Source organism: Vibrio eleionomae, from assembly GCF_009874545.1.
Classification (GTDB): domain Bacteria; phylum Pseudomonadota; class Gammaproteobacteria; order Enterobacterales; family Vibrionaceae; genus Vibrio; species Vibrio nitrifigilis.
The window spans coordinates 1-24,242 of sequence record NZ_WEKT01000066.1 but is presented as its reverse complement, the minus strand read 5'-3'; the positions used below and the strand labels follow the sequence as shown (position 1 = coordinate 24,242).

Genomic DNA, 24,242 nt, shown 5'->3' with positions numbered 1-24,242 from the left:
AAAGTCATAATAAGGAACTTGTTGATCATCATGATCAATTAACTTATTGTGAGTTAAGGTTTATTTGATGATGGTAAACTGAGCGACTCTTCAAAAATAACCTTTTCTACAGGCCTTTAAAACCAAGGGGTTTCATGCGTTTGCCCTGTTATCATAGGTAATGTTTCTTGTAATTGTTATGTTGAAATTACTGGAAGTGTCCCTGATATATGTGTGAGATTTCATCGAGATTCATTAAAATAAGACTTATTATTTTATTCTTGTTGTAAGAATGTATTTTTATCTGATATTAAAGGCTTTACCGCTGTCTAACTCTAAAAATCCGAAGGTAAAGAAATAAAAACTATTCAGGAATAAATGTGATCCTGTTGTTTTAGGAGCCGGAAGGTGATTACAGTTCTCTGGCTGGAACCGGGGCGACGTTTCGAGAAGTACAAGAATGCAATTATTAATGATTGCGTGCGACGTCTATTATTTACCTGCAAACCCAATCAACTACCCCAATAATAATCTATTACAAGAAATGGTATTAACAATGATTTTAGCTATAGATGTTCAATACACCGATGATAAGGCGGATGTTGCTGGTGTTCTTTTTGAAAACTGGTTTTCGTTAGATGCAACTCAGTGTTATTTAACCGAGGTTGCACAGGTTGCGGAATATGAGCCGGGGAGTTTTTACAAAAGGGAGCTTCCTTGTATCTTGCAATTGCTTCAAGAGCATAAGTTAAAGCCAGATATCATCGTCGTCGATGGTTACGTTTATTTAGACGGTGTTGCCAAAAGTGGTTTAGGTAAGCATCTTTACGACAGTTTAGGTGGCAAGGTGGAAATTATTGGTGTCGCGAAAAAACCATTTGTCGGTATCAGTGAAAAATTTGCTATATATCGCGGTGGGAGTCAAAAACCGTTGTATGTGACCTCAACGGGTGATGTTGAACAAGCCAAAGAGGCCATTCTGTCTATGGCGGGTAAACACCGTAATCCAGTATTACTTAAAAAAGTCGACCAACTCTGTCGAGAAGCGGCTAAAAAGCGAACTCAACTCTGAGTTCGCCTTAACACTTTCTTACCCTACTTTACTGTAATAACAGACATAACGAGTTTGCCGTGCACCTTAATTGGTCCGTCAGTTTTTGCGCCTAATGTGTATTCGAAAACGCCGGTTTTCATGCCACCTTTCTCACTATGTAGCATCAGCATTAGCATCTCACCGCTTTTGACCGTCTCGGTTAAAATAGCAGAGACGTCATAATTGCTGCCCATCTTAACCGGAGCGTAGCCAACGACTGGGCCTGGTTTCATTTTCTTGTCTGTCCGATGTACGACAAGCCAGCCGTTTTCTGCTGCTTGAATCATATCTGCAGAAACAGTGCCAGAGGAGACATCTTGATCATGCCCATAAACACCGACGTCCATCATATGACCGCCGGCGAAAGCTAAAGATGAGGATCCTGTCATGAGAGCGATAACAGCTAGGCGTTTAGACCATTTCGATACGAGTTTTTTCATCATCATTTCCTGATTAATATTTCCATGGAGTTAGGTAGTTCAAAACCAGTTCATCCCGACACTGGACGATTCTATTTATGGAGTTAGAGAGGAAAAGATCATCGTAAAAAGAAAGCAAAGCACTTCTTTGATCAGTTTGTTTTGATTCCGTGATAACCAAGAGGTTGATGACGTAATAGATGATGATTATGTCTTAGACCTGATAATGACTATCGGTGCATGGCTTAAAGGTGCCGGTGATCATTATGCTTGCTCTCCTCGTAGCATTTTGCCTAAAAAGAGTAGGAAATCCTCTACGATGTCGGTTTGTTTACGGTGTGACATGACTTGCAGTTGGATGCTTCTTTGCAGCAGTGATGGTTCTTTGAGAGGAAGGAGAACTAAACTATCACGCTCAGCTTGACGGCTGGCTGTTAGTTTGCCACAAAGGGCAATGGCCTCTGTATTTTCTTTCGTAAACGTATAAATCGCCCCCATAGAATTACTGGTGAACGCTGGAATAATGTTCACGTTTTCTAAGTGGCAGGCAATATCGAACAAGTAATTTAATGTGGTACCAGATTCAGATAACGCGACGGGATAGTTTGCCAGATCATGCACGCTAAGTGTTTTACGTCTTGCAAGTGGATGTGTTTTTGCGAGCAAGGCTGAAATAGGGGCGGGGACTTGCAGAGCAACCTTAACCCCTTGTTCAATTTGCAGGCTGAATGTCAGCGCAGCATCCACTGCACCCTCTTTGACTAACTTGGTCGCTTCGGCTGAATCAACAACTTTTAGTGAAAATATCGCATTTGGGTATTGTTGGCGAAAACGAGCAATAGCATGTGGTAAAAAATCCCAAGCCATCCCTTCCGGACAGGCGAGTGCGATAGACTGCATTTTTACACTATTCAGCTCTTTCATCTCAGAAATCACATTACTTAACTCGACGGTGTTACGTAATGAATAGGTATAAAGAATTTCTCCCGCAGGAGTCAGAGCCATACCTCGCGGCTTTCGTTCGAATAGAGTAAGTTCAAGTTGCTCTTCTAACTGAGTGATTTGACGACTTATCGCCGAAATAGCGACATGTAGTTGCTCTGATGCAGCAGAAAGAGAACCCGTTTGAGCGACTGCGTGGAAATATTTCAGGGTTAAATCGTACATAGTTTAGCTTTCTATTTATGAGAACAATTTTTTGCTTAATTGATAATTGTTGCAAAGGTCTACTCATCATAAGCTAACCCGACATAGTAAATCGAGTGTTATATAACAAACAGGGACAGAAGATGACTGATATGAGTGGCTCAGGTCGAGCTAAGGTAATCACGTTAGCCAAAAATTGTATTGAGAGTGGTGTGTTTTATCGAACCCTTGCCCGGCGAGTTGCATTACCCACAGAAAGTCAGAACCCTGACGCGGCAGAGCAACTTTCAGTGTATCTAACGGATGAAATAGCCCCTTTGCTCACTGAGCAAGGTTTTAGTTGTGAGCAGTTTGCTAACCCTGTCTCTGATAAGCCTCCGTTAATGATCGCTAGTCGAATTGAATCTGAACAATTACCTACCTTGCTATTGTATGGCCATGGCGATGTGACAGACGGACAAGAACCGTTGTGGTTAGATGGCACTGCTCCTTGGGCTCTTACTCAGATCGGCGATAAGCTTTATGGGCGTGGTACTGCTGATAATAAAGGGCAACACACTATTAATCTTCTCGCTTTAGAAACTGTACTAAAGCAGCGTCAAGGTAAGCTTGGTTACAACGTTAAAATCCTCTTTGAAATGAGTGAGGAAGTCGGCTCGACTGGCTTAGAACAATTTTGTCGTGAACACAGCAACGAGTTAAAAGCGGACCTATTTCTAGCTTCTGATGGCCCCCGATTAAATGCGCAAACGCCGACCATTTTTCTAGGTTCGCGAGGTGTGTGTCAATTCCGGTTACGTTGTTATACAGGGAATGGTACCCGTCATTCTGGTAACTGGGGTGGGGTCATTACTAATGCGGCGGTCCGTTTGAATCATGCACTTGCGTCTTTAGTTTCTCCAACAGGTCAAGTTCTCGCTGAGAAGTTGAAAGCGCCAAAACCAGCAGGGCTTGCTGCTGAAATGATGCAGGTTTTACCTGTGGGTGGTAACGAAGGTGATCCATCACTCAATGCTGAGTGGGGAGAGAAGCACCTGTCTAATGGTGAGCGGTTATTCGGCTGTAATACTTTAGAAATCATTGCACTCGGGGCGGGTAATATCACTAAACCAGTGGGAGCAATTCCCGATTCTGCTGAAGCGGTCTGCCACTTGCGTTTGGTACCCGGTACTGATTGGGAAAACTTAGTCTCTAACTTACAAGAGCATTTTTCCAATCTTGGTTTTACCGATATTGAGGTTATTTATGAAGGGGGCTATAACGCGACCCGTCTTGATCCAACACATCCGTGGGTTGGGTTTGTTCAGCAGTCAATGCAACAGTCTTTACAGCAAGAAGTTACGGTATTACCTAACTTAGGTGGGACAATTCCTAATCATTGCTTTGCCGATGTGTTATTGCTACCAACCGTGTGGATGCCACACTCTTATCCATCATGCAATCAACATGCACCAGATGAGCACTTATTGGAAAGTGTAGCGAAACAAGGATTGGCTGCCGCAGCAGGTCTGTTTTGGGATTTAGGTGAGCAGTGGCCTGTGTAGAATCAGGCTTAATTATGCAGAAGGGCTCCTAGATAGGAGCCCTTTAGGTATCTAACTAAATCAGTAGTTAACGTAATTTAAAGTGACGGCGAATCGCAAACATGGTCGCCAAGCTGACGCAGCAAGTGACAAGTAAGTAATAACTTGGAGCTAATAAATCCCCTGAAGCACTGATCGACCAAACAAGAAGTGCTGGCGTAAAGCTACCAAACACAGTTGTGGCGATGTTATAGCTTAATGCCATGCCCGTTGCGCGCACCTGAGTTGGAAATAATTCAGACATCAATGCAGGCAAGCCACCAAAGTACATTGATTTAAGAATACTTAGCCAAAATAATACGCTGGCTAACATGATCAGCGTCGCATGTGTTGATAACAGCGCAAAGGCAGGGTAAACAGAAAGGAAAAATAATCCGGCAGCAATCATCATGATGCGTGTACGACCAAAGCGATCGGATAAATTGCCAATAAATGGAGTCAGAACAGTCAGTACCGCATAGCTAATCAAAGTACCACCGTAGCCGATAGAACTGCTCATACCCAAGAATTTACTCGCATAAGTTGGCATAAAAATGATGGAGTAGGTCACTGAAGTCGATAGCATCATTGCGCCAACGTTATAAATAATGCTGCGTTTGTGTGATTTGAATAGATCCACCACTGGCACTTCGGCTTCTTTTTCCTTGGTGGTAAATTCTTCCGCTTCTTCAATATGGCGGCGAATATAAAGTCCGATTGGGCCAATAAGTAAACCAAAGATAAACGGAATTCTCCATCCCCAGTCTTCAAGTTGTTGAGTGCTCAATACCGCTGTGAGAAGTAGTCCAAATCCGGCACCTAATAACCCGCTGACCCCTTGGCTGGCAAACATAAAGCTTGAAAGAAAACCTTTACGTTCTGGGTACTGCTCAACCAACATTGCTGTTGCACTGCCAAATTCACCGCCCGCAGAGAAACCTTGCAGTAAGCGAGCCAGTAAAATGCCACATGGAGCAAGTAAACCGATGCTTTGATAGGTCGGCATGATGGCAATAAGAAATGTACCAGACATCATTAGCCAAATGGTAAGTAGCATCGCTGATTTACGTCCTGCTTTATCTGCGTAACTACCAATAACTAAAGCACCAACTGGACGAATTAAGTAAGACATCGCAAAAGCGAACAGAGCTAACATCAACGATAGCGTGGCATCATCGGTAGGAAAGAATAGCTTAGAAATAGTGCGAGCAAAAAACGCATAAGCGATAAGATCGAACCATTCCAAGGCGTTACCTATGGATGAAGCAATAATAAGTTTCAATAATTTTTTATTTGACGGGTGACCAGCAGATGTGGAGGTACCATCACTTGTTAGTATGGTCTCAGACATACATTCTCCCTGTATTCTAAATAGCAAAGTCCTTTAATCCTTCGATACTAGGGGGAAGCTAGCTTTTACACAATTGTTAATTTATTAATCCATCTTTGCTTTTTTTGGAAAGCTAAACGCGGTTATACCTAGCTCTTTGTTACATACTGGTTCAGCACGAATGTAATCGATCTTAGTCGTATATCTTGAGGTCATTTGAGCATATTCATGCTCATGAATACGAGGCTGATGAATAGACTGTATTGGATTTGGCTGGTACTTGAGAATAATGGGGTCAAGTTTTGCCTTTTGTCTACAATTCGGTGATGAATTATCGAAAGCTAAGGAAGCTTACCACCGGTTTGTGATAGATGGTGTAGGGAAAACGTTGTGGTTAGATTTGAGACAACAGGGATTTCTAGGCTGTGATAATTTTGTTCAGGAGCATATTTGGAAACGGTCATTTAAAGAAAAATCTGGAGGTATACGGGAAGTGCCAGTGAAGCAAGGCGGACCAAACGCATTGAGCTTGAACGAGTATGAAAGTCGATACCAGGCGATAATTACGGTATTTAAAAGTGGTGCTTATACACAGAAGGAAATAGGTGAATACTTTGGATTACATTATTCTCGTATCAGTCGAATAATGGAAAAATGCAAGATTTGACCCAGTATTCCGCTCGCTAGACGGTATTTTAATCGGCTGGTGGACGGTAAATTTATATTAGTTAACACATTGAAAATAAGAGCAGTTCTGATCAATATTATAGCTAAATATTATTTATTATTATCCAGTTTAATCTCAATTTTTTAAATAATCGAGTCATTGGTTCAAACGATATTATTTATTTTCATTAAAGTGTCACGTTAATACCGTTAACTAAATAGAAATCAAATACAGAGGATGTAGATGATGGATATTTCGGTTATTTATGCTTCGGATCATTAATGATGTTTAACGTAGGAGAACTCATGAAATTAAATACGATTTTTCTTCTTTGCTCTTTGACACTATCAGGGTTCACTTTACCTGCTTATGCAGATGATTTTGCCAAACTTGATCAAGCTTTGCCTAATAATGTCGATGCTGATTCTATTGCTCCGGTATTTGATTTTGATAGTGATGGATGTTTACCTAGTGCCGGTATTAGCCGTACAGGTACGCAAAATGGTGGTCTCAATCCCACCGGGTCGATTACTGGTGGCTGTCGTAGTTCCAATTTTCTTGACCTTTCGAATACTTATCACCGATATGCATGTATTACTGAATCTGGAGACCAATATTGCGCCCATTTTTATGCGCTTTATTTTTTAAAAGATCAGATATTGGATGGAATTAAGAGCGGCCATCGCCACGATTGGGAGAACGTAGCTATTTGGACCAAAAATGGTGACGTGACTCATGGAAGCTACAGCGCGCACGGTTCATTAACCACAAAAGCGATTTCTGAATTGGACACGGACGGCAATCATATTAAGTTTGTCTACCATAAAGATGGCGCTTTAACTCACGCTATGCGCTTTGCGAAAAGTAGTGAAGTTGCAGAAAATGATTATGGCAGTTTTGTCACGCCAGATATTGTCAGTTGGTACACTATGTATGGGGATAATACAACCAATAGTGAACTGCGCAATGATTTAAATACTTACGATTATGGCAATGCTATTGTACCGATTAAAGACAGCAATTTTTTGACCAATATTAATGAAGGAAAACCAAGTGAATATCCTACGTTCACAGCTGACAGTATTACTTCTTCAAATTAAGCATGTCTGACCCAAATTGATTCATAAAGGGCATCCAATGATGCCTTTTTTCACTTTTTCAGGATTTAGGAGATGAACCTCCAACGAATCCCTAACGATCTGAATTTACAGGGATACACCATCAAGAATTGCTGGTTTAGCACGAATGTATTCGATCTTAGTCGTGTATCTTGAGGCCATTTGAGCATATTCATGCTCATGAATACGAGGCTGATGAATAGATTGTGTTGCATTTAGCTGGTACGTGCTTTCTCTGCTATGTCGATTTCTTGTGATGTAGCTTTGACAAATGGCATTTAATTAAAACAGTGTTTCAAAATTAGATCGGTACGCCTGTTTTTGTCGGTTAGGTCTGATTAATCTGTGTTCAAATTGTTGAACTTGAGGATAACCCATGATGACAAAAACACTGATTTCACTTGCGGTTGCAACATTAATTTATGGTGTGGCTGGCGCTCAAGCTGCAGAGAGGTTGGATTTCGTTAATACACCACAACATCCCGTTCTAACCAAGCAAGAAGCTGCGTCATTCACTGCACAAAATTATCTTACCCTTGGCTCTGACCATTGGGCTTTGAGAAATGCCATTATTAAAGCAACACCTTATGTTGTGGGGAATCAATCAACTAAAGCTCCGTATCAGTCAATCCAGAAAGCCATTAATGCAGCAATAGCAAAAGATACAAACCACCAGCCTATATTGATTAAAGTGCTACCCGGACGATATCAAGGTACGGTTTACATACCACAAGATGCGCCTCAGATAACGCTTTATGGTTCGGGGGAAAATGCGCAAGATGTTGTCATTAACTTAGCGATTGATTCTATGATCTCACCGGAGCAATACCAGTCTTTGGTTAATCCAGATGGGCAATATTCGCAAAATGATCCTGCTTGGTACATGTATCACAATTGTGCGTCAACGCCGAATAAAGTGATTACGACTGTGTGCTCCGCTGTTATTTGGAGCCAAAGCGATCGATTTACACTAGCGAACCTCACTGTTGAAAACTCGTTACTCGATGCGATTGGTTCTGGCACCCACCAAGGGGTTGCGTTGCGTACAGATGGCGATCAAGTCTTACTTGATAACGTACGCCTTATTGGTCGGCAGGATACTTTCTTTGTTAATAATGCTGATAAAGATAATCAATATAATACTCAGCGCCGAAGTCGAGTTTATATTCACAATAGCTTTATTGAAGGCGATGTTGATTATGTCTTTGGCCGTGCTCAGGCGGTTTTCGATGGGGTTGAATTTCATACCGTGTCCAGTCGTGGTGTAAATTCTGCTTATGTCTTTGCTCCTGACACAACGCCAAATAACGACTATGGTTTCTTGGTGACCAACAGTACCATCACATGTGATGCGAAATCTGCCAGTTTTAAACCCAAATTGGGCCGGGCGTGGGAACAAGGTGCCAGTAAAACCGGATATCTTCCCGGTAAAACTGCTAATGGGCAACTTGTTATCGAACATAGCGAGATTCAAGATTGTTATGACTTGGAAATGCCATGGGGAGCCGCTGCTACTACCAACCGAGCCTTTCATGGCAATGCTGAGCGCGCACGTGACCTAAATGATGTGAATTTTAACCGCTTATGGTTATTTGAAAATCATCTATTTTCCTCTGTATCTGACTGAATTTTATCGATATAGCACGCTGGCAGAATGGTTAAAAAAGGCTCGAGTGATTTGTTCAAGTACGCGAGAGCGAACGCCTGCGTGCTGCCAGTAAAGTGGTACATCCATAAACACATTTGGCGCGATATTGATAAGGTCACCTGATTCAATGGCATTTCCGACTAGCCCTTCTTGTGTGACGCACCACCCCATTTGGTTTTTGACGGCATCCACTAATCCTAAAGCACTGGGAATATAATGGACACAAGTTGGAAATACCGGTTGATTTATTATCATTTCGATGAAGTTGCGTTGCAGTAAATCTTTATGATCATAATCGAGCATTGGCGCCTGTCGAAATGCCTCTTTAGTCAAACCGTGTTTAAAATACTGCTGATAAAATTCGGGAGTTGCCACAGCAAAATAGCGCATCGCCCCGATAGAATGACTAACGCATCCTTGCAATGGTTTCTTTTCCGATGTTAGCGCACCGATTACTGTACCGTTCTTTAAATGCTCAACCGTAAAATCTTCGTTATCTATTTGGATATCAAATTGATGATTGTGCTCCTGATAGAGATCACTCAATGCGCCCAAAAGCCAAGTTGATAACGAATCTTCATTGACAGCAATAGAGAACGTTTTCGCATGAGCCATATTATCGGCCTCGGGCATAAAATCTTCTAACACTTCTGCTTCTAGGAGAGACATCGGTTTTACGCGACTCAATAATTTCTCTCCAGCGGGGGTGGGTTGACAAGGAAACTGACGAATCACTAACAACTGTCCCACTTTTTCTTCTAGCTGCTTGATGCGTTGTGACACCGCTGATGGGGTAATGGACAGCCGTTTAGCCGCTCTTTCAAAGCTAGCCTCCTCTAATACGGCGATAAAAGCTCGAACTTGAGGGGAAAGTAAGCTCATGGTGTTTATCCACATTAGAAATTCTTAAGTAAGTTAAGATTATATCGTTTTTCTTAACAGGGTAAAGGTTTCATAATTTGCTCATTAACGAAATAAATAAGCAGGAACATTATGTTACTTTCGACAATCGGGACTGGATTTACCTCAAGCGCAGGGTTGATCGTTTGTATTGGCTCACAAAACGCATTCGTATTACGCCAAGGGCTACAGCGAACACATTTATTTGCCGTCGCTTCAGTTTGTATCTTGAGTGATGTCATTTTGATATCCGCTGGAATTTCAGGATTGGGCTTTTTAATTGATGAGTGGCCAAGCATGATTCAATTGATGCGTTTTGGCGGAGCGTTATTTTTAGCGATTAATGCATTTTCTGCGTTCAAAAGGGCATGGGCTGGTACAGGTAAACTAACGCCATCAGAACAAACGATGGCATCTCGTAACCAAATCATTTTATCTTGTATCGGTTACACATGGTTAAACCCACATGTGTATATTGATACTGTGCTTATGTTGGGCAGCTTATCGATGCATTACGTCGGTATGGAAAAATGGAAATTTGGTCTTGGCGCTATTAGTGCTAGTGCGTTGTGGTTTATTGCTATCACCTATGGGGCGAGGTTACTGCTACCCTTGTTCAAGACCAATACAGCATGGCGAGTGTTGGATGGGGCAATTGCCGTCATGATGATATATCTTTGTGTAACGTTATTGATACCAAGTCAATCGTTAAATATTTAAACAATTATCAAGTAGATAGTGATAGAGTTCTAGTCATTATCTACTTGATTTAACCTTTATTTACATTGTAAATAAAGGTTAAAAAGCTTTGCCGCGTGCAGATATTGGCCATACTGTTTCTACAGTGCCATTTCTTACACCAACGTAATAATCATGAATATTACATGTTGGGTCGCAATGCCCAGGTACCAATCTCAGTGTGTCGTTGATCTTTAGCACACCCTGTGGGTCGTCAATCACTCCGTGTTCATCTGAACATTGCTGATAGGTGATGTCATCGCGACCAAAGATACGCGGTAATCCGCTATCCACTGATTGAACCTTTAATCCGGCATCACACACCGCTAAATCAGGTTTAGCATGGCTCATTATCGATGTAAGAATGAACAGCGCGTTATCGAATTCTGAAATGGTAAGATGATTGGCATCATGGACAGTTTGGTAATCCGCATCCATAAATATGTAAGAGCCACACTGCAATTCAGTATACACGCCCGATTCTGTCTCAAAGTAATAAGATCCAGTACCACCACCGGTGACGATGTCGCACGCTATGTTGGCGTCCGCCAATAAGGCTATCGCTTGTTTGACTAAAGCAACCACAACCTCAATTTTTTGTTGGCGTTCTTGGTAGTTTTGAATGTGCTGCATCGCTCCCTGATAGGCTTGAATACCCGAAAACGTTAATCCTGGAGCGGCGATTATGGCTTGGGCCATCGTGACGATTTCGGGTCCAACATCAATCCCACAGCGTGCTTGGCCACATTCAATTTCTATTAAACACTCGATGGTTGTTTGATGGCGAGTTGCCGCTTGTGACAGAGCTTGAATATTATCCATATCATCCACGCAACATAATGTGCGTGTGCCCAGTAATGGTAGGCGAGCGAGGCGATCAATCATACGTGGATGGGTGACTTGGTTGGAGACCAAAATATCTTTAATCCCAGCGCGCGCAAAGACTTCTGCCTCTGATACTTTTTGGCAGCACAATCCGCTGCAATTGCCTATTTGCTGCTGAAGTTTGGCGATATCAACAGACTTGTGGGTTTTAGCATGACAACGCAACTGCATATTATGAGCTTTTGCGTAGCGGCCCAACGTGCGCATGTTTTTCTCTAGCGCATCTAAATCCACCACCAAACAAGGGGTTTGAATATCGCTTTCATCCATACCGGGCAATGCGGGTACATCGTAACCAATCTCGAGTTCTTCAAGAGCAGTGGTTAACTCCATTGTGTTTCTCCTTTTCTTTACCAATCAACATCCCACTGTGAATTTATGCCATGTTGTTTGAGGGGGCCGCCCATCGACACCCCCCTCTTGGAAAATTAATTAGAATATTGATCGACTAACTTGCGAATTTGAGCAATGCGTTTAGCCGGAACATCGGTGATCTGCTTGGTCATATTTTCTGTCGCTGTTTTATAGGTGGCCAACTCAGCATCGGTAGGTTGATACACCTGAATACCAGCAGCTTGAAGCTCTTGCATATGTTTATCTTCGGATTTATCGACCCAATCAAACACTTCTTGCTGCGCAGCGGCAGAGGCCTGATTGAACTGTTTCTTTTCACTGTCTGATAGGTCGTTCCACCAACTGTCAGATGCTAACACAAGGCGAGCTGAAATAATGACTTTAGCATTGGTAAAGTATTTGAATAAATCTTGCTGGCCAAAGGTTAATGGAACCGAAGAGGCGTTAATATAGCCATCTGCAATACCGGTTTGTATCGCATTAGGTACTTCAGAAAAAGGAATGACTACCCCGTTTGCCCCCATGAGTTTGAACATGGTGAGTTGGTTTTCATCCATCGCTCGAAAACGCAGACCTTTCATATCCGTGACTGTTTTAACGGGTTTTTTACTATTAAAGATGCCAAGAAAACCTCCATTGGGAGCGATAGCGAGAATTCGCATTCCCTCATTAGCCAGCTTTTTATTTACCGTCTCTAGGTAATCACTTTTGGTGAAAAAGTTAAGCTCACTTTTAGGATCTTTAAACGTATAGGGTAATTGCAGCACTTGCAGTTCTGGAACAAACTGTGTCGCGATAGAAAAATCAGACATGGAAATATCTAAAATGCCAGCGCGAACTTGGTCCAAGCGATCATTTTCTCCCCCAATGGTATCGCGCGGAAATGTTTCGGTATCCCATCCTACCTTTTTTAGATTGGTTAAAAGGTTATCAACATAACGATAAGTCCCGGATTGCTCCCGGTTTGGATTGGCGTCCAACGCTACATTTACTGATGCGGCGTGTGCTGTTGCTGAGATAAGAAGACTTGTAAGCCATAACGTCACTGTTTTTTTCATTATTCACTCCGTGAGATTTTCTTCCGTTTGTTGAGCATAAGAACTTTCTTGTTCTGAAATAGTGGGAGATAGCAGAGCGCCTAACCCGGCTAATCCATGCATTAAAATTAAAATGATCGCAACTGGCAGCGCTGCATTCATCCAAACGGTAGACACATGGAGTCCGTCGGATGTGCGACTCAGTTGGCGCAAAATAAATGGCCAACAGTAATAAAGAACAGGGACGAAGAATACCCATGACGCGACGAAGCGCATCACAACCTGGATTTTCTGCCTGATGGCAGAATCTGCTGGTGGATGTACCATCGAAGGATCAGCATGTTGATGAAACGCACATGAAGCGCCGAGTAACCCACCCCAAACCATTAACCAACGGGCCAGTTCTTCTGTCCAAAATGGCGGTGAGGAAAATAAATAACGTGCCACTACTTGAAGCATCATGACTAAAAGCATGCCGAGAATACAGAAGGCAGCGAGCTTTAACGCAATTCGGTTAATGGCGCTTGAAAACCCATAAAATTGTTCAGCAAATGTTTTCACTGCTATCTCCTTAATGAATAAAGCCTGTCAGCCTAGGCAGAAATAGGGTGAGCTCGGGAATAAAGGTTAATAACATCAAAACAACGACTTGAGTTAAGAGAAAAGGCACAGCCGCTTTGGCTATTCCCCAATAGGGGGCGCCTGAAACCGCAGAGACAACTAAAAGCGCTGCACCAAAGGGTGGTGTTACTATGCCGAGCATTAAATTAACCACAATCACAATTCCTAAATGAATGGGGTCTGCACCCATTGCTAAACCGGGTGGAACCAAAAGCGGGACAAGAAGAGCGAGAGCCACTGGCACCTCGAGAAACATCCCCGCCACTAGAAAAATCACGTTGAGTAACAATAGATATTTCCAACCGGTAAATCCTAGGCTGGCAAGTCCGTGTGCGAGCAAGGTAGGTAATCTTTCTAATCCAGCGAGATAGCCAAAAATGGCAACACCTGAGAGCAAAATGAAAATAGAACCAGAGATCACGGCAGTACGTTCTAAACTGGCGAACAGTTTTTTCCAACTCATTTGTTGATAGACAATACCTGCGCCAATTGCACAGCAAACGGCAACTCCCGCCGCTTCTGTGGGCGTCATTACACCGAATACAATACCTGACAAAATTATGATGGGGATGACAGTGGCGGGGAGGGCATACACGAATCGGCGACCCAGCTCATCTAGGGGGACTTTCTCACCGCTGGGATGATCGTATTTACGGGCTAAATAAGCATTGGTGGCGAATAAGCCTATTGCCATGATAAGCCCAGGAACAATGCCCGCTACAAATAGCGCCGACACCGAAGTATTCATTAAGGCACCATAAAAAATCATCACGATAGAAGGGGGAATAATCGGCCCAATCACTGAAGATGCGGCCGTAATCGCTCCTGCATATTGGACGCTATAACCAGATTTTCGCATTGCTGGAACAATCGTATTAGATACTGAGGCGGCATCTGCCATGGCAGAGCCTGAAATCCCAGCAAAAAATACTGAAGTCAGAATATTTACGTGCCCTAACCCTCCTTTTAAACGTGCCATTAAAGCTATGGCTAAGTTTAATAAGGCCTGAGTGACGCCCGAGCGGTTCATGATTTCACCCGCCAAAATAAACAATGGCATCGACATCATTGAAAATAAATCGATATTGGCAATGATGCGTTGCGGTGCGGCTGCAAGGAATCGCACTCTATCGGCGGCGACGAACGAAAGAATCGAAGAGGCGCCGATTAAATGCGCTAATACACCGCCTCCGAGTAATAACGTTAAAGAAAAAAATAAGATCAAAGTAGCGGGCATAACTCCTCCATGAGCCTTAGCTATTTGTTTGTTGTAATGCATATTTTTGGTGCTTCCGATGCACCATAATCGTCGTTGTTTGCAATAGTTCAGTGTGCTATAACGATAAATATGAACATTGTTGGTATGCCAGCAAAAACAGTGCCCGATTTAAGAATTTGTTAATGAATAAAAAAGAAATTGTTAAAAAATCAGAGAAAAAACAATCATTAAAAGGTAGGGCAGCTCAGGTTGGACTCTCTAAAGCCCAAGTTGTTGCCGCTGCAATAGCGCAGATAGATGAACGAGGTTTAGCGAAATTTTCTATCCGCGAGTTAGCGCGAACGCTTGGTGTGTCAACCGCGGTAGTGTATTGGCACGCCAATGGCAAGAAAGCCGATTTGTTTGCAGAAATTTCGGCATCAATTACCAGTACGTTTGATCAGGATGTTGATGAGCTGGGTGATTGGAAAGAGACGATTCGATCGATTTTTCGTCGCTATCGAACATTGGTATTACAGCACCCGAATGTTGCGCCACTACTTGGTGGCGAAATGAAATCAAACGGGGTGGCCAATATTCGTTGGGTCGAGGTTGTACTGGCTGCTCTCGCTAACGCAGGGTTTAAAGGGGAACAGCAAAAAGACGCCTTTAATGCTTTGATTGGTGGTCTGGCTGGGTTTGTCACCATGGAGTTAGCACCAGCACCAACCGAACAAACACAAGATTGGAAAGACTCTTTTTCACAGCGTATTACTGAAATAGATGCCGAGCAATTTCCTCACACGCATGGCGCATTGCCTGTAGTCACGAATCGAATATTTGTGTTGCGCTGGCAAAACGGATCGGATGTTTCCTATGATGCCAGCTTTGAATTTTTAATGAATAGCTTGATAGAAGGATTGGCTCTTTCTATTCAAGAAAACTAGGACAACTTATTGACTTACAAGGAATCGTTTTATGTCATCAACGCCCGCACTGCCATTTTCAAAAGTTCGTCGTATCGGCCAAACGGTCTACCTTTCGGGAGAGATTGGTTTTAATGATGATGGGTCAATCCCCGCCACAATTGAAGAACAAACCCATCAATGTTTTGCTCGTATTCAAACCACACTGCAAGCGGAAGGGTTGGATTTGTCCCATGTTGTTTCTGCCACATGCTATCTAACAGATACCGATGACTTTGCTGCATTTAACTCGGTATATGCGGACTATTTTCAAGCTCCTCTTCCAGTGAGAACCACCATAAAATGTGAGTTAATGGTGGATGCAAAAGTTGAAATTACAGTAATAGCAATGGATTAGCTGTAAATTTCTTGGTCGGGAGCACTAATAAATAGTGTTTCCCGACCCATACTTAGGGATAAAAGTTATGTCAGAAATCATTGTGCTTGGCGCAGGAATGGTCGGAGTGAGCTCTGCTCTAGAGCTGCAATCTCGAGGACATCATGTTGTGCTGGTAGATAGAACTACCCCAGGGATTGAAACCAGTTTCGGTAATGCTGGGATTATTCAGGCAGAAGCCGCAGAACCTTATGCCTTACCTCGGGATCTTTCCACCCTCATGCGATTTGGACTCGGCTTTACTAACGACGTGGTATGGTCGATGTCCGGATTATTTAAGATGATCCCGGCGCTATGGAAATACTTTGGTTATTCATCTGCGACTTCGCATCAACACATTTCACAGCATTACGCGCAACTGACTGGTCGTTCTACTCTAGATCATCAACCACTTATTAGCGCTTCTCAGTCAGAGGATCTGATTAAGCGGGACGGATTATGCATGCTTTATCGTCATGAAAAAGAGTTTGGTGAAGCTGTAAAAGAAGCACAGTATTGTTTAGAGGCGTATGGTGTGACTTCTCGAGTGTATTCTGGTGAAGAATATCGGCAGCAAGAGCCAGCATTGAAAAGCACGCCTGCTGGAGTGATCCACTGGGATCAAAGCTGGAGTTGTCGATCCCCTGGGAAACTGACCCAAGCTTATGCGGATCTCTTTGTTAATCGAGGTGGCGAACTGATCACTACTGATGCTATGCAGCTTAAGCAGCAAGGTGAATCTTGGGTATTGCCTACTCAGCAGGGGAATATCGAAGCTGAACATGTGGTGGTGGCTCTTGGACCATGGTCGCCTGAGTTATTAAAGCCTCTGGGTTACCATATCCCCATGGTGTATAAGCGAGGTTATCACGGCCATTTTGCCGTTAAAGAAACCTTGCAGCGACCATTTTTAGATACGGCCAATGGCATTCTTGCAACCAATACGGTTGAAGGTTTGAGGTTATGTACGGGGGCAGCCTTGGTGGATATGTCTGCGCCTGCTGAGCCTGTTCAGTTAAATAGAGGCGAGAAGGCGATTCGCGAACTATTGGATTTTGGTGAAAGGGTAGAAGAGCCTCAATGGTTTGGAACCCGACCTTGTATGCCAGATATGATACCAGTTGTTGGGGCCGCCCCAAAACATAAGGGGCTTTGGTTCAACTTCGGGCATGGTCATCAAGGGTTTACTTTAGGTCCAACTACCGCGATGTTGTTAGCCGACGCGATGGAAAATAAAACGAATTTACTTCAGGTTCCGCTTGATCCAAGTGGACGCTTTTAATTTACAAAATCTATAGAGCATGATGCTCAGATACGGATTGTTTTGCCAACGATCAACACGTATCAATATCTATTGAGGAAAAGGAAATGACTCAACATGCAAGTAATCCAGCGGATTTAAGCGCTGTCGAAGCTCGCGATCTCATCGCCGAGAAAAAACTCTCATCCCAAGAACTGACTCAAGCTTGCATAGCGCGAGTTAATGAGCTTGATCATGCGGTCAATGCGCTGGTGGCGAGAGATTTTGATCGTGCGCTTACAGAAGCAAAAGCCGCAGATGAGAAACAAGCCCGTGGCGAGGCTCTTGGTCCGTTACATGGTTTGCCATTTGGTGTGAAAGACATGGTTGATGTCGCGGGGCTTCCGACAACCTTTGGTTCGGAAATTTTTCGCGATAATATTGCAACAAAAGACGACGCAATGGTTGAGGCAATGCGCAGTGCTGGCGCACTTGTATTGGGCAAAACGAATTGTCCAGAGTGGAGCGCCGGAGGGAATACTCGTAACCGAGTATATGGTGTGACACCAAACCCTTATGATCTGACTCGTAACTGTGGTGGTTCTTCGGGTGGTTCTGCTGTCGCACTTGCTTGTGGTTATACGCCACTTGCTACAGGCTCTGATACGGGTGGCTCTTTGCGTACACCTGCATCGTTTTGTGGCGTGGTTGGGTATCGACCAAGCCCAGGCGTGGTACCTGGAACAAAACGTGCGATGGGTATGATGCCCTTGCCAACCAATGGCCCAATGGGGCGCACTGTCGCTGATTGTGGTTTGATGTTATCGGTTATTGCAACCCCAGATACACGGGATCAATATACCCATGTCATGGGTGGTAACACTCTGTGGGATACGAAAAAATTTGCCAATATTCAATCTATTGATTTGAAAGGATTACGTTTCGCTATTACTGATGACTATGGTTTTGCGCCTGTAGAAAACGCAGTGAAGCGCTGTTTTCGCAAGGCAATCAGTGCCTTAACGCCATTTTTATCACAAGTGGAAGAAGTCACACCGGATTGTAGCCATGCCGATAGAATTTTCTCTGTATTGCGCGCAGTGATGTTTTTAAGTTCACACCCTAAATTGCTGGATGAGCACCCAGAATTAATGGGGCCGAATATCACGGATAATGTTCTAGAAGGGCGCACATACAGTGCAGAAGATGTGTCTCAGGCATTGACGATGCAAACGGCTTATTACTGTCGTTGGCAGGATTTCTTTAATGATCACGATTATATTTTGGCGCCGACAACGACCATTCAAACCCGAAATTGGCATGAATTTTATCCAACAGAAATTGATGGTAAACCAACGAAAACGTATTATCACTGGCTTGCAATGGCATACGCTTCAACACTAGCGGGACATCCATCAATCACTATTCCTTGTGGTCGCGATGAAAATGGCATGCCATTTGGGCTGCAAATTGTGGGTAAGCGTCACGATGATGCGGGGGTATTGGCTGTTGCCTCACAGTTAGAAGCGATCATCGCGGGTATTTCATCTCTTGCTCCGCAACGTCCGGATTTTGCGATGTTAAAAGGCGCGTCGCCAATCTCTGATGTGGAAGGTTTCTTGAGCTTTGATTAACCTAGTTTATTTAATAATTATAAAATAAACATTTTAAAATCAATATATTAAAGTGTTTTCTTGGTGTCATAGGTGTGAATGTTTGAAACTCACTGAAACATCAACTCTACTGATAATACGGTTACATTATCAGTAGAGTGAATCCCATTTATTAATTACTTTGATATTTATCGAGTTTATTGTAGAGCGTTTTGACGCTAATCCCTAAGTCTTGCGCAGTTTCTGTCTTATTACCTTCTCGGTCTTCTAGGGTTTGCATGATCGCTGCTTTTTCAAGCTCTTCTAACGGTACGCCCGTTGGAACGGAATGTGCTGTTGTGGAACCCGTTTCAAGTGGTGGCGTATCAAAGATTAGATGTTCATCTTTGATGACATCATCGGCAAGAATAAAGGCACGCTCAATGCAGTGCTTGAGTTCACGTACGTTTCCGGGCCAATCGTAGAGCGCAATTTTGTTGATAGCGGATTCAAGAATCGTTTTTACTTGCTCTTCGTTGGCATTCCTGTGGCTGATAAAATGTTTTGCTAATCCAACAATATCATTACCACGCTCCCTAAGGGGAGGAACATGGATAGGAAAGTGTGACAGTCTAAAGTAAAGGTCTTCCCTTAAAAACTGTTCTTCGATAGCGACTTGTGGGTCTCGGTTAGTTGCGGCAATGACTCGCACGTCAGCATACTTTGTGTTTTGACTCCCAACAGGCCGATACTCACCACACTCAAGTACCCTTAAGAGTTTTACTTGATGTTCTAAAGGCATCTCGGTTATTTCGTCTAAAAAGAGCGTGCCACCATCAGCTTGTTCAAATACGCCATTATGGGCTTTATTAGCTCCCGTAAATGCTCCTTTTTCATGCCCAAACAGCTCACTATCAATGAGCTCTGGCGCTATAGCCCCGCAGTTTATCGCAATAAAAGGTTGTTGATTACGTTCACTCGCTAGGTGAATAGTTTGAGCAACTAGCTCTTTTCCTGACCCACTTTCTCCGATAACTAAGACGTTAGCGTCGGTTTTTGCGACTCTTCTAATCAATCTATACAAAGTATGCATTGATGCTGAAGAACCAACGAGTAACCCATATTGATCTAAATTGCTGCTTGAAATGGACTGACCTATGGAATTAAGACTTTGATAGTAAATACTGATCTCATTGAGTGTTTCTGACAATACAGACATATCAACAGGTTGGCGATAATGAAAAATGGCATTCATACCCATTAAATTATCTATGTTCGGATTAGGCGTTCCGGGACTGATAAAGATGATCTCGATACTATGAAAAGCGGTGGTTGTTTTTAAACGTTGGTAATCATCTTGAGTAAATTCGGATAGTTCTATAATAGCTAAGTTTGGCTGATGTTTTTCTAATGTGTCTATCCAATGCTTCTGAACATTATCTGTCATCACAGAGAAGTTTTTAACAGGTTCCAATCGCAAAATATTGTCGCTTAATGTTTCATTTTGTATGTACATAAAGAGGCTAGGACGTTGCATTTTTATACTCATTATTCTCCGGATATTTAGAATATTAGGATATCATAAATTTAAAATTTTAAGTCTTATAAATATGTTTTAAATGAAAGATAACTGTCAGAAATGGTGGCGTTTAATCGGTGGGTAAAAAGTAATTAGCTATGTCTTTTTTAAATTATTCATATCTAACATAAAGGGTCTATGTGGATAATTTTTTCAAAGAGAGTGTAAATAATTCACGTTGCTACAATCGAAATTTATAACAAGGTAATGGTTAAATATAAAAATATTATTGAAAATCAGTTTCTTATATTGGTGGCATGGTCGTTGCTTATATCTGGATGTATTTAAAGAAAATTTTAAATAAGAGGAAATAGATATGAAAAACATGACGAAAAATCTTCTTATCACTTCAATGCTATGTACTACTTCAATGTCTACTTTTGCCGCAAGTTCTAATCAATGGAAAAATAAATCAATGGATGCTTGGGTAGATGGCAAAGCGGAAACAGTATTGCTTCTTAATACAAATTTAAATTCTTTCGATATTAATACTGATGTAGAACATGGTGTCGTTACATTGACCGGGAAAGTTGACAATGACGTTGATAAAGATTTAGCCGGAGAGTTGGTTGAAGGGCTTGATGGTGTTAAGGACGTTGAAAATAAATTAACGGTGATCGACAAACAAAGTGATGATGCCGATAGTTCTTTCGGGCAGTTAAATGACGCCAAAATTACCTCGATTGTTAAAACACGTTTATTAATGGACTCAAACGTGAGTGGCACCAATATTGATGTATCGACAAATAATGGTGTAGTCACTCTTGAGGGGCAGCTAGATACTGATGCGCAGCAAGACCTTGCTATTAACATTGCGCAAAATACTGCGGATGTGACCCAGGTAGTAGATGAAATTACTGTAACCCAGTAAGCGCAGATTACGAGTAAAGGATATTCACCATGATGAGATGGATACTGATATTCCTAGTTATTGCACTCATTTCTGCCATGTTTGGTTTTAGTGGGATTGCTGGTACAGCTGCAGCAATAGCGAAAGTGATTTTTTACTTGTTTGCTTTGTCGTTCGTTATTTCAATAGTGATGGCAATGATTGGCAAGAGAAAATAGATATAAAGATTCAATAAAACAAACTATTAGGAGTGAAAATATGAAAATTTCAACGTTAGTAAAAGCAGCAACAGTAGTCGGTTTAGGTTTTACGTTAATGGCTTGTGATAACCAAGGCCCTATGGAAAAAGCAGGTGAAAAAGTCGATAACGCTGCGACAGATACGCAAAATGCCATCGAAGATAAATGTGAAGATATTAAATCAGATCTTGACCAGAAAGATACGGACTGTTAATTGCGTAAGTGCCACCAAGGATGCGTTCTTTGGTGGTTGCCTTTATTTGTGTTCTTGAGAACACTTAATAAGCCCACGTGGCTGTTTAGAGAGAATATATTTGCTCCTAGTTAAGGCTCAGGTTTCTGTTTTTGCTATTTGGGTATATAAGATTATCCGTTTAGATATTTCCCTGTCGAGTAAAGCCAACATACAACATCATAGTGAGGTGCCGTAAGATGTTTATGGTTAAATATTACTTATTGATCACTATCTTATGTTTTGCTGCTGTCGTGGCGATACCGAACCTATTGCTCAAAGTTGTATGTGGTTGGGTCGGGATATCGATATTTCTAGTTACTATCGCGTACCTTTACAATATTCCTTCAATTTTTAAAAAAAATGAAGATGGCAAAATAGTATGGTGGATTCGTTGGGCTTTTATACCCTTTCTATTAGGTGTTAAAGCTTACAATGCTTGGAGCCGTAGTCGAGATAAAATCCCAGCTATTCATCATGTTGCACCTAACCTCTATGTGTCTCGGCGCTTACTCTCCTCAGAAATCAGTGAATTAAAGAAACATAATGTAAATAGTATTGTTGATGTGACGGCTGAGTTTGCTGGGTTAGAAAGTGCTATTATCGACAAGCAGTTCGACTATTTCACTATTCCAGTGTTGGATCACACGGTGCCGACTACTGAACAATTAAAACATGCCCTTAATTGGATTGATACGCAGATTGCACAAGATAAAGCAGTGGTCGTCCATTGCGCACTAGGGCGAGGCCGTTCAGTGTTTGTTGTTGCTGCCTATCTACTTAGCAAAGATCCACACTTAACTGTCGAACAAGCGTTAGATCGTATTCACAATGTTCGAAGTACCGCAAGGTTAAACAAAAGGCAGTTACGGGCGCTGCACAAATTAAGAAACGAAGGTGAACTTGAACAGGTCTCTGCTGTTTGGCTTATTGCTAATCCTGTCTCTGGAGCTGGTGCTTGGCATCGCTATGGAAAAAGAATTATTGATAGGCTTACTACTGAATATCCATTAAAAATTAAGTTTACATCCAAAGACATATCTGCTGAAGAACTGACTAAAGAAGCAATGGCAAATAACGCTGGACTAGTAGTCGCAGCGGGTGGTGATGGCACGCTGTCTGAAGTCGCGAATATGTTAGTGGGGTCTGATGTTAGATTTGGCGCTATCCCTCTTGGAACGGCTAATACACTGTGTCACGTTCTTTATGGGGGAGAAATTAAAGTATTTCCGGTTGAAAAGCCTTGTGAGGCTATTTTGTCGGGCCAAGAGAAAAAAATTGATATTGCTTATTGTAATGAGAAATTGATGCTGCTCGTTCTGGGGATTGGATTTGAGCAGAAAATGATCGAATACGCCGAGCGAGAAAAGAAAAATCAAAGTGGGCAATTAGCCTATTTGAATGGGTTCTTCAATTCGTTAGCCCAAAATACTCCTATTGATCTAACTTATCAGCAAGATGACTCTGCAGAACAGAGCTTGAGTGTTTCAAGCCTGGTAGTGGCGAATACTGCGCCTTTTACTACCGTGCTTGCTCAAGGCGGCCCTATGCCCGAACCAAGCGATGGCTTACTTCATATAACGTACCTTGAAGGAACGCAAAGTGTCGGAGAAAGGTTGCTAGCGTTATCAGATATTACACTTTCTGCATTAGATGTGCGTGAAAAGGCACAGCGTTTTACTTATAACTGTGCTCAACGAGTTGTTATATCTGCTCCGCAACCATTTGATTATGTGGTGGATGGAGAGCCTTTTACTGCAGATCGCTTGGTAGTCACAATCAAACGTAATGCATTGACCATTTGTACTCTTTAAACGAATTGAACTGAATAAGGCCTAAACTGTTTAGGCCTTATTTTATTTTTATGTGAGGGATATAGTCACTTAGGTGATTGTGTGTGCATACTCGATTTTCGAGGCGATATCATCATTCTCAATTTTCATGGCTGCCGTCCAATAAGATAATAGCGAGCAGACTTCAATATTTTCGATCACAGCGATCATTTCCGTTAGATATTTAATCAAAGAAGTATTAGCGTTGAGCAGCTCACCGTAACTTTCAAATATTTCAGTATTATTGAATTGGTTTTTCCTAATTTGAATGTTGTTTTTATCGCAGTCAAACTGGGTTAATTGGTTAAGCAGCGCTTCCTCCAAAGTGATAAAGCGTGAAACAGAACGAAAAATGGAATCGTAGGCTGTCTTGTGTGTTAATTTAAAACACGCTTGGTAGTGTTTTTCCAAGGTGTTACTTATGTCACTTATTTCTCTTCTATTCTTCATTAGCACTATCATGTGAACAGTCTTTAATTTGATAAGGTAATAGGAATATTAGTTTATTAAATGCATGTTATATGCCAATCATAATTTCTCTTAAGGCAATGTTTACACAAAGTTGAATGTTTGTATTTTTATTTTATAGGTAAAATTTACATAGTATTTTTATAAAATATGAAATTATTACAATATTTATAT

At 42.1% G+C, this 24,242-nt stretch carries 23 protein-coding genes; 13 read left to right on the top strand and 10 right to left on the bottom strand.

The annotated features are described in order from the left end of the window. The first annotated feature begins 439 nt into the window (after positions 1-439). Complete coding sequence (locus F9817_RS21195) at positions 440-1,051, top strand: endonuclease V (RefSeq protein ID WP_202436547.1); 612 nt, start codon at positions 440-442, stop codon at positions 1,049-1,051. A gap of 23 nt (positions 1,052-1,074) precedes the next feature. Here F9817_RS21195 and F9817_RS21190 read toward each other — a convergent pair whose 3' ends face one another. Further along, entirely contained in the window at positions 1,075-1,461 is a 387-nt protein-coding gene (locus F9817_RS21190; RefSeq protein ID WP_237476313.1) for a DUF7282 domain-containing protein, read from the bottom strand. 294 nt (positions 1,462-1,755) lie between these two features. Further along, entirely contained in the window at positions 1,756-2,658 is a 903-nt protein-coding gene (locus tag F9817_RS21185) for a LysR family transcriptional regulator (RefSeq protein WP_161158192.1), read from the bottom strand. 122 nt (positions 2,659-2,780) lie between these two features. On the opposite strand from F9817_RS21185, the gene F9817_RS21180 reads away from it, so the two are divergent. Beyond that, positions 2,781-4,181, top strand: coding sequence for a M20 family metallopeptidase (locus F9817_RS21180; protein ID WP_161158191.1), 1,401 nt, complete (start codon positions 2,781-2,783; stop codon positions 4,179-4,181). Between the two features lie 67 nt (positions 4,182-4,248). Here the strand turns inward: F9817_RS21180 and F9817_RS21175 are convergent, their stop codons facing one another. Then, the gene (locus F9817_RS21175; protein WP_161158190.1) at positions 4,249-5,550 is read right to left on the bottom strand and encodes an MFS transporter; all 1,302 of its coding nucleotides are present in this window, start codon (positions 5,548-5,550) and stop codon (positions 4,249-4,251) included. A gap of 951 nt (positions 5,551-6,501) precedes the next feature. Between F9817_RS21175 and F9817_RS21170 the strand changes: the two genes are divergently transcribed. Further along, positions 6,502-7,296, top strand: a complete 795-nt coding sequence (locus F9817_RS21170) for an NPP1 family protein (protein ID WP_161158189.1) — start codon at positions 6,502-6,504, stop codon at positions 7,294-7,296. 394 nt (positions 7,297-7,690) lie between these two features. Further along, positions 7,691-8,941 carry a putative acyl-CoA thioester hydrolase gene (locus tag F9817_RS21165; RefSeq protein ID WP_202436546.1) on the top strand — a complete coding sequence of 417 codons (1,251 nt, stop codon included), beginning with the start codon at positions 7,691-7,693 and terminating at the stop codon, positions 8,939-8,941. 3 nt (positions 8,942-8,944) lie between these two features. Here the strand turns inward: F9817_RS21165 and F9817_RS21160 are convergent, their stop codons facing one another. Then, positions 8,945-9,844, bottom strand: coding sequence for a LysR family transcriptional regulator ArgP (locus F9817_RS21160; RefSeq protein ID WP_161158188.1), 900 nt, complete (start codon positions 9,842-9,844; stop codon positions 8,945-8,947). 111 nt (positions 9,845-9,955) lie between these two features. Between F9817_RS21160 and F9817_RS21155 the strand changes: the two genes are divergently transcribed. Further along, positions 9,956-10,582, top strand: a complete 627-nt coding sequence (locus F9817_RS21155; RefSeq protein WP_161158187.1) for a LysE/ArgO family amino acid transporter — start codon at positions 9,956-9,958, stop codon at positions 10,580-10,582. 78 nt (positions 10,583-10,660) lie between these two features. Here the strand turns inward: F9817_RS21155 and F9817_RS21150 are convergent, their stop codons facing one another. The 4 genes from F9817_RS21150 to F9817_RS21135 form a co-directional block, all read right to left on the bottom strand. After that, the gene (locus F9817_RS21150; RefSeq protein ID WP_161158186.1) at positions 10,661-11,818 is read right to left on the bottom strand and encodes a DSD1 family PLP-dependent enzyme; all 1,158 of its coding nucleotides are present in this window, start codon (positions 11,816-11,818) and stop codon (positions 10,661-10,663) included. Positions 11,819-11,913: 95 nt separating this feature from the next. After that, positions 11,914-12,897 (bottom strand): TRAP transporter substrate-binding protein, encoded by a 984-nt coding sequence (locus F9817_RS21145; RefSeq protein WP_161158185.1) that lies wholly within the window; start codon positions 12,895-12,897, stop codon positions 11,914-11,916. A gap of 3 nt (positions 12,898-12,900) precedes the next feature. Continuing rightward, positions 12,901-13,437, bottom strand: coding sequence for a TRAP transporter small permease subunit (locus F9817_RS21140; RefSeq protein WP_161158184.1), 537 nt, complete (start codon positions 13,435-13,437; stop codon positions 12,901-12,903). 10 nt (positions 13,438-13,447) lie between these two features. After that, positions 13,448-14,734, bottom strand: coding sequence for a TRAP transporter large permease (locus F9817_RS21135; RefSeq protein ID WP_161158183.1), 1,287 nt, complete (start codon positions 14,732-14,734; stop codon positions 13,448-13,450). 164 nt (positions 14,735-14,898) lie between these two features. Between F9817_RS21135 and F9817_RS21130 the strand changes: the two genes are divergently transcribed. From F9817_RS21130 to F9817_RS21115, 4 genes are all read left to right on the top strand, one after another. Beyond that, positions 14,899-15,642, top strand: coding sequence for a TetR/AcrR family transcriptional regulator (locus F9817_RS21130; protein ID WP_161158182.1), 744 nt, complete (start codon positions 14,899-14,901; stop codon positions 15,640-15,642). 31 nt (positions 15,643-15,673) lie between these two features. Beyond that, positions 15,674-16,018, top strand: coding sequence for a RidA family protein (locus F9817_RS21125; protein WP_161158181.1), 345 nt, complete (start codon positions 15,674-15,676; stop codon positions 16,016-16,018). 67 nt (positions 16,019-16,085) lie between these two features. Then, positions 16,086-17,318, top strand: coding sequence for an NAD(P)/FAD-dependent oxidoreductase (locus F9817_RS21120; protein WP_161158180.1), 1,233 nt, complete (start codon positions 16,086-16,088; stop codon positions 17,316-17,318). 86 nt (positions 17,319-17,404) lie between these two features. After that, positions 17,405-18,910, top strand: a complete 1,506-nt coding sequence (locus F9817_RS21115) for an amidase (RefSeq protein WP_161158179.1) — start codon at positions 17,405-17,407, stop codon at positions 18,908-18,910. Between the two features lie 151 nt (positions 18,911-19,061). Here F9817_RS21115 and F9817_RS21110 read toward each other — a convergent pair whose 3' ends face one another. Further along, positions 19,062-20,405: a sigma-54 interaction domain-containing protein gene (locus F9817_RS21110; protein ID WP_161158178.1), complete on the bottom strand. Its 1,344-nt coding sequence runs from the start codon at positions 20,403-20,405 to the stop codon at positions 19,062-19,064. A gap of 358 nt (positions 20,406-20,763) precedes the next feature. On the opposite strand from F9817_RS21110, the gene F9817_RS21105 reads away from it, so the two are divergent. The 4 genes from F9817_RS21105 (at position 20,764) to F9817_RS21090 (ending at position 23,582) form a co-directional block, all read left to right on the top strand. Further along, the gene (locus F9817_RS21105) at positions 20,764-21,318 is read left to right on the top strand and encodes a BON domain-containing protein (protein WP_161158177.1); all 555 of its coding nucleotides are present in this window, start codon (positions 20,764-20,766) and stop codon (positions 21,316-21,318) included. Between the two features lie 29 nt (positions 21,319-21,347). Continuing rightward, on the top strand, positions 21,348-21,515 hold the full coding sequence (locus tag F9817_RS21100; RefSeq protein WP_161158176.1) for a DUF1328 domain-containing protein: 168 nt from the start codon (positions 21,348-21,350) through the stop codon (positions 21,513-21,515). Between the two features lie 40 nt (positions 21,516-21,555). Next, positions 21,556-21,750 carry a hypothetical protein gene (locus tag F9817_RS21095; protein WP_161158175.1) on the top strand — a complete coding sequence of 65 codons (195 nt, stop codon included), beginning with the start codon at positions 21,556-21,558 and terminating at the stop codon, positions 21,748-21,750. Between the two features lie 218 nt (positions 21,751-21,968). Next, positions 21,969-23,582 (top strand): diacylglycerol kinase family protein, encoded by a 1,614-nt coding sequence (locus F9817_RS21090; protein WP_161158174.1) that lies wholly within the window; start codon positions 21,969-21,971, stop codon positions 23,580-23,582. Positions 23,583-23,651: 69 nt separating this feature from the next. Here the strand turns inward: F9817_RS21090 and F9817_RS21085 are convergent, their stop codons facing one another. After that, the gene (locus tag F9817_RS21085) at positions 23,652-24,062 is read right to left on the bottom strand and encodes a hypothetical protein (protein ID WP_161158173.1); all 411 of its coding nucleotides are present in this window, start codon (positions 24,060-24,062) and stop codon (positions 23,652-23,654) included. Positions 24,063-24,242 lie beyond the last annotated feature (180 nt).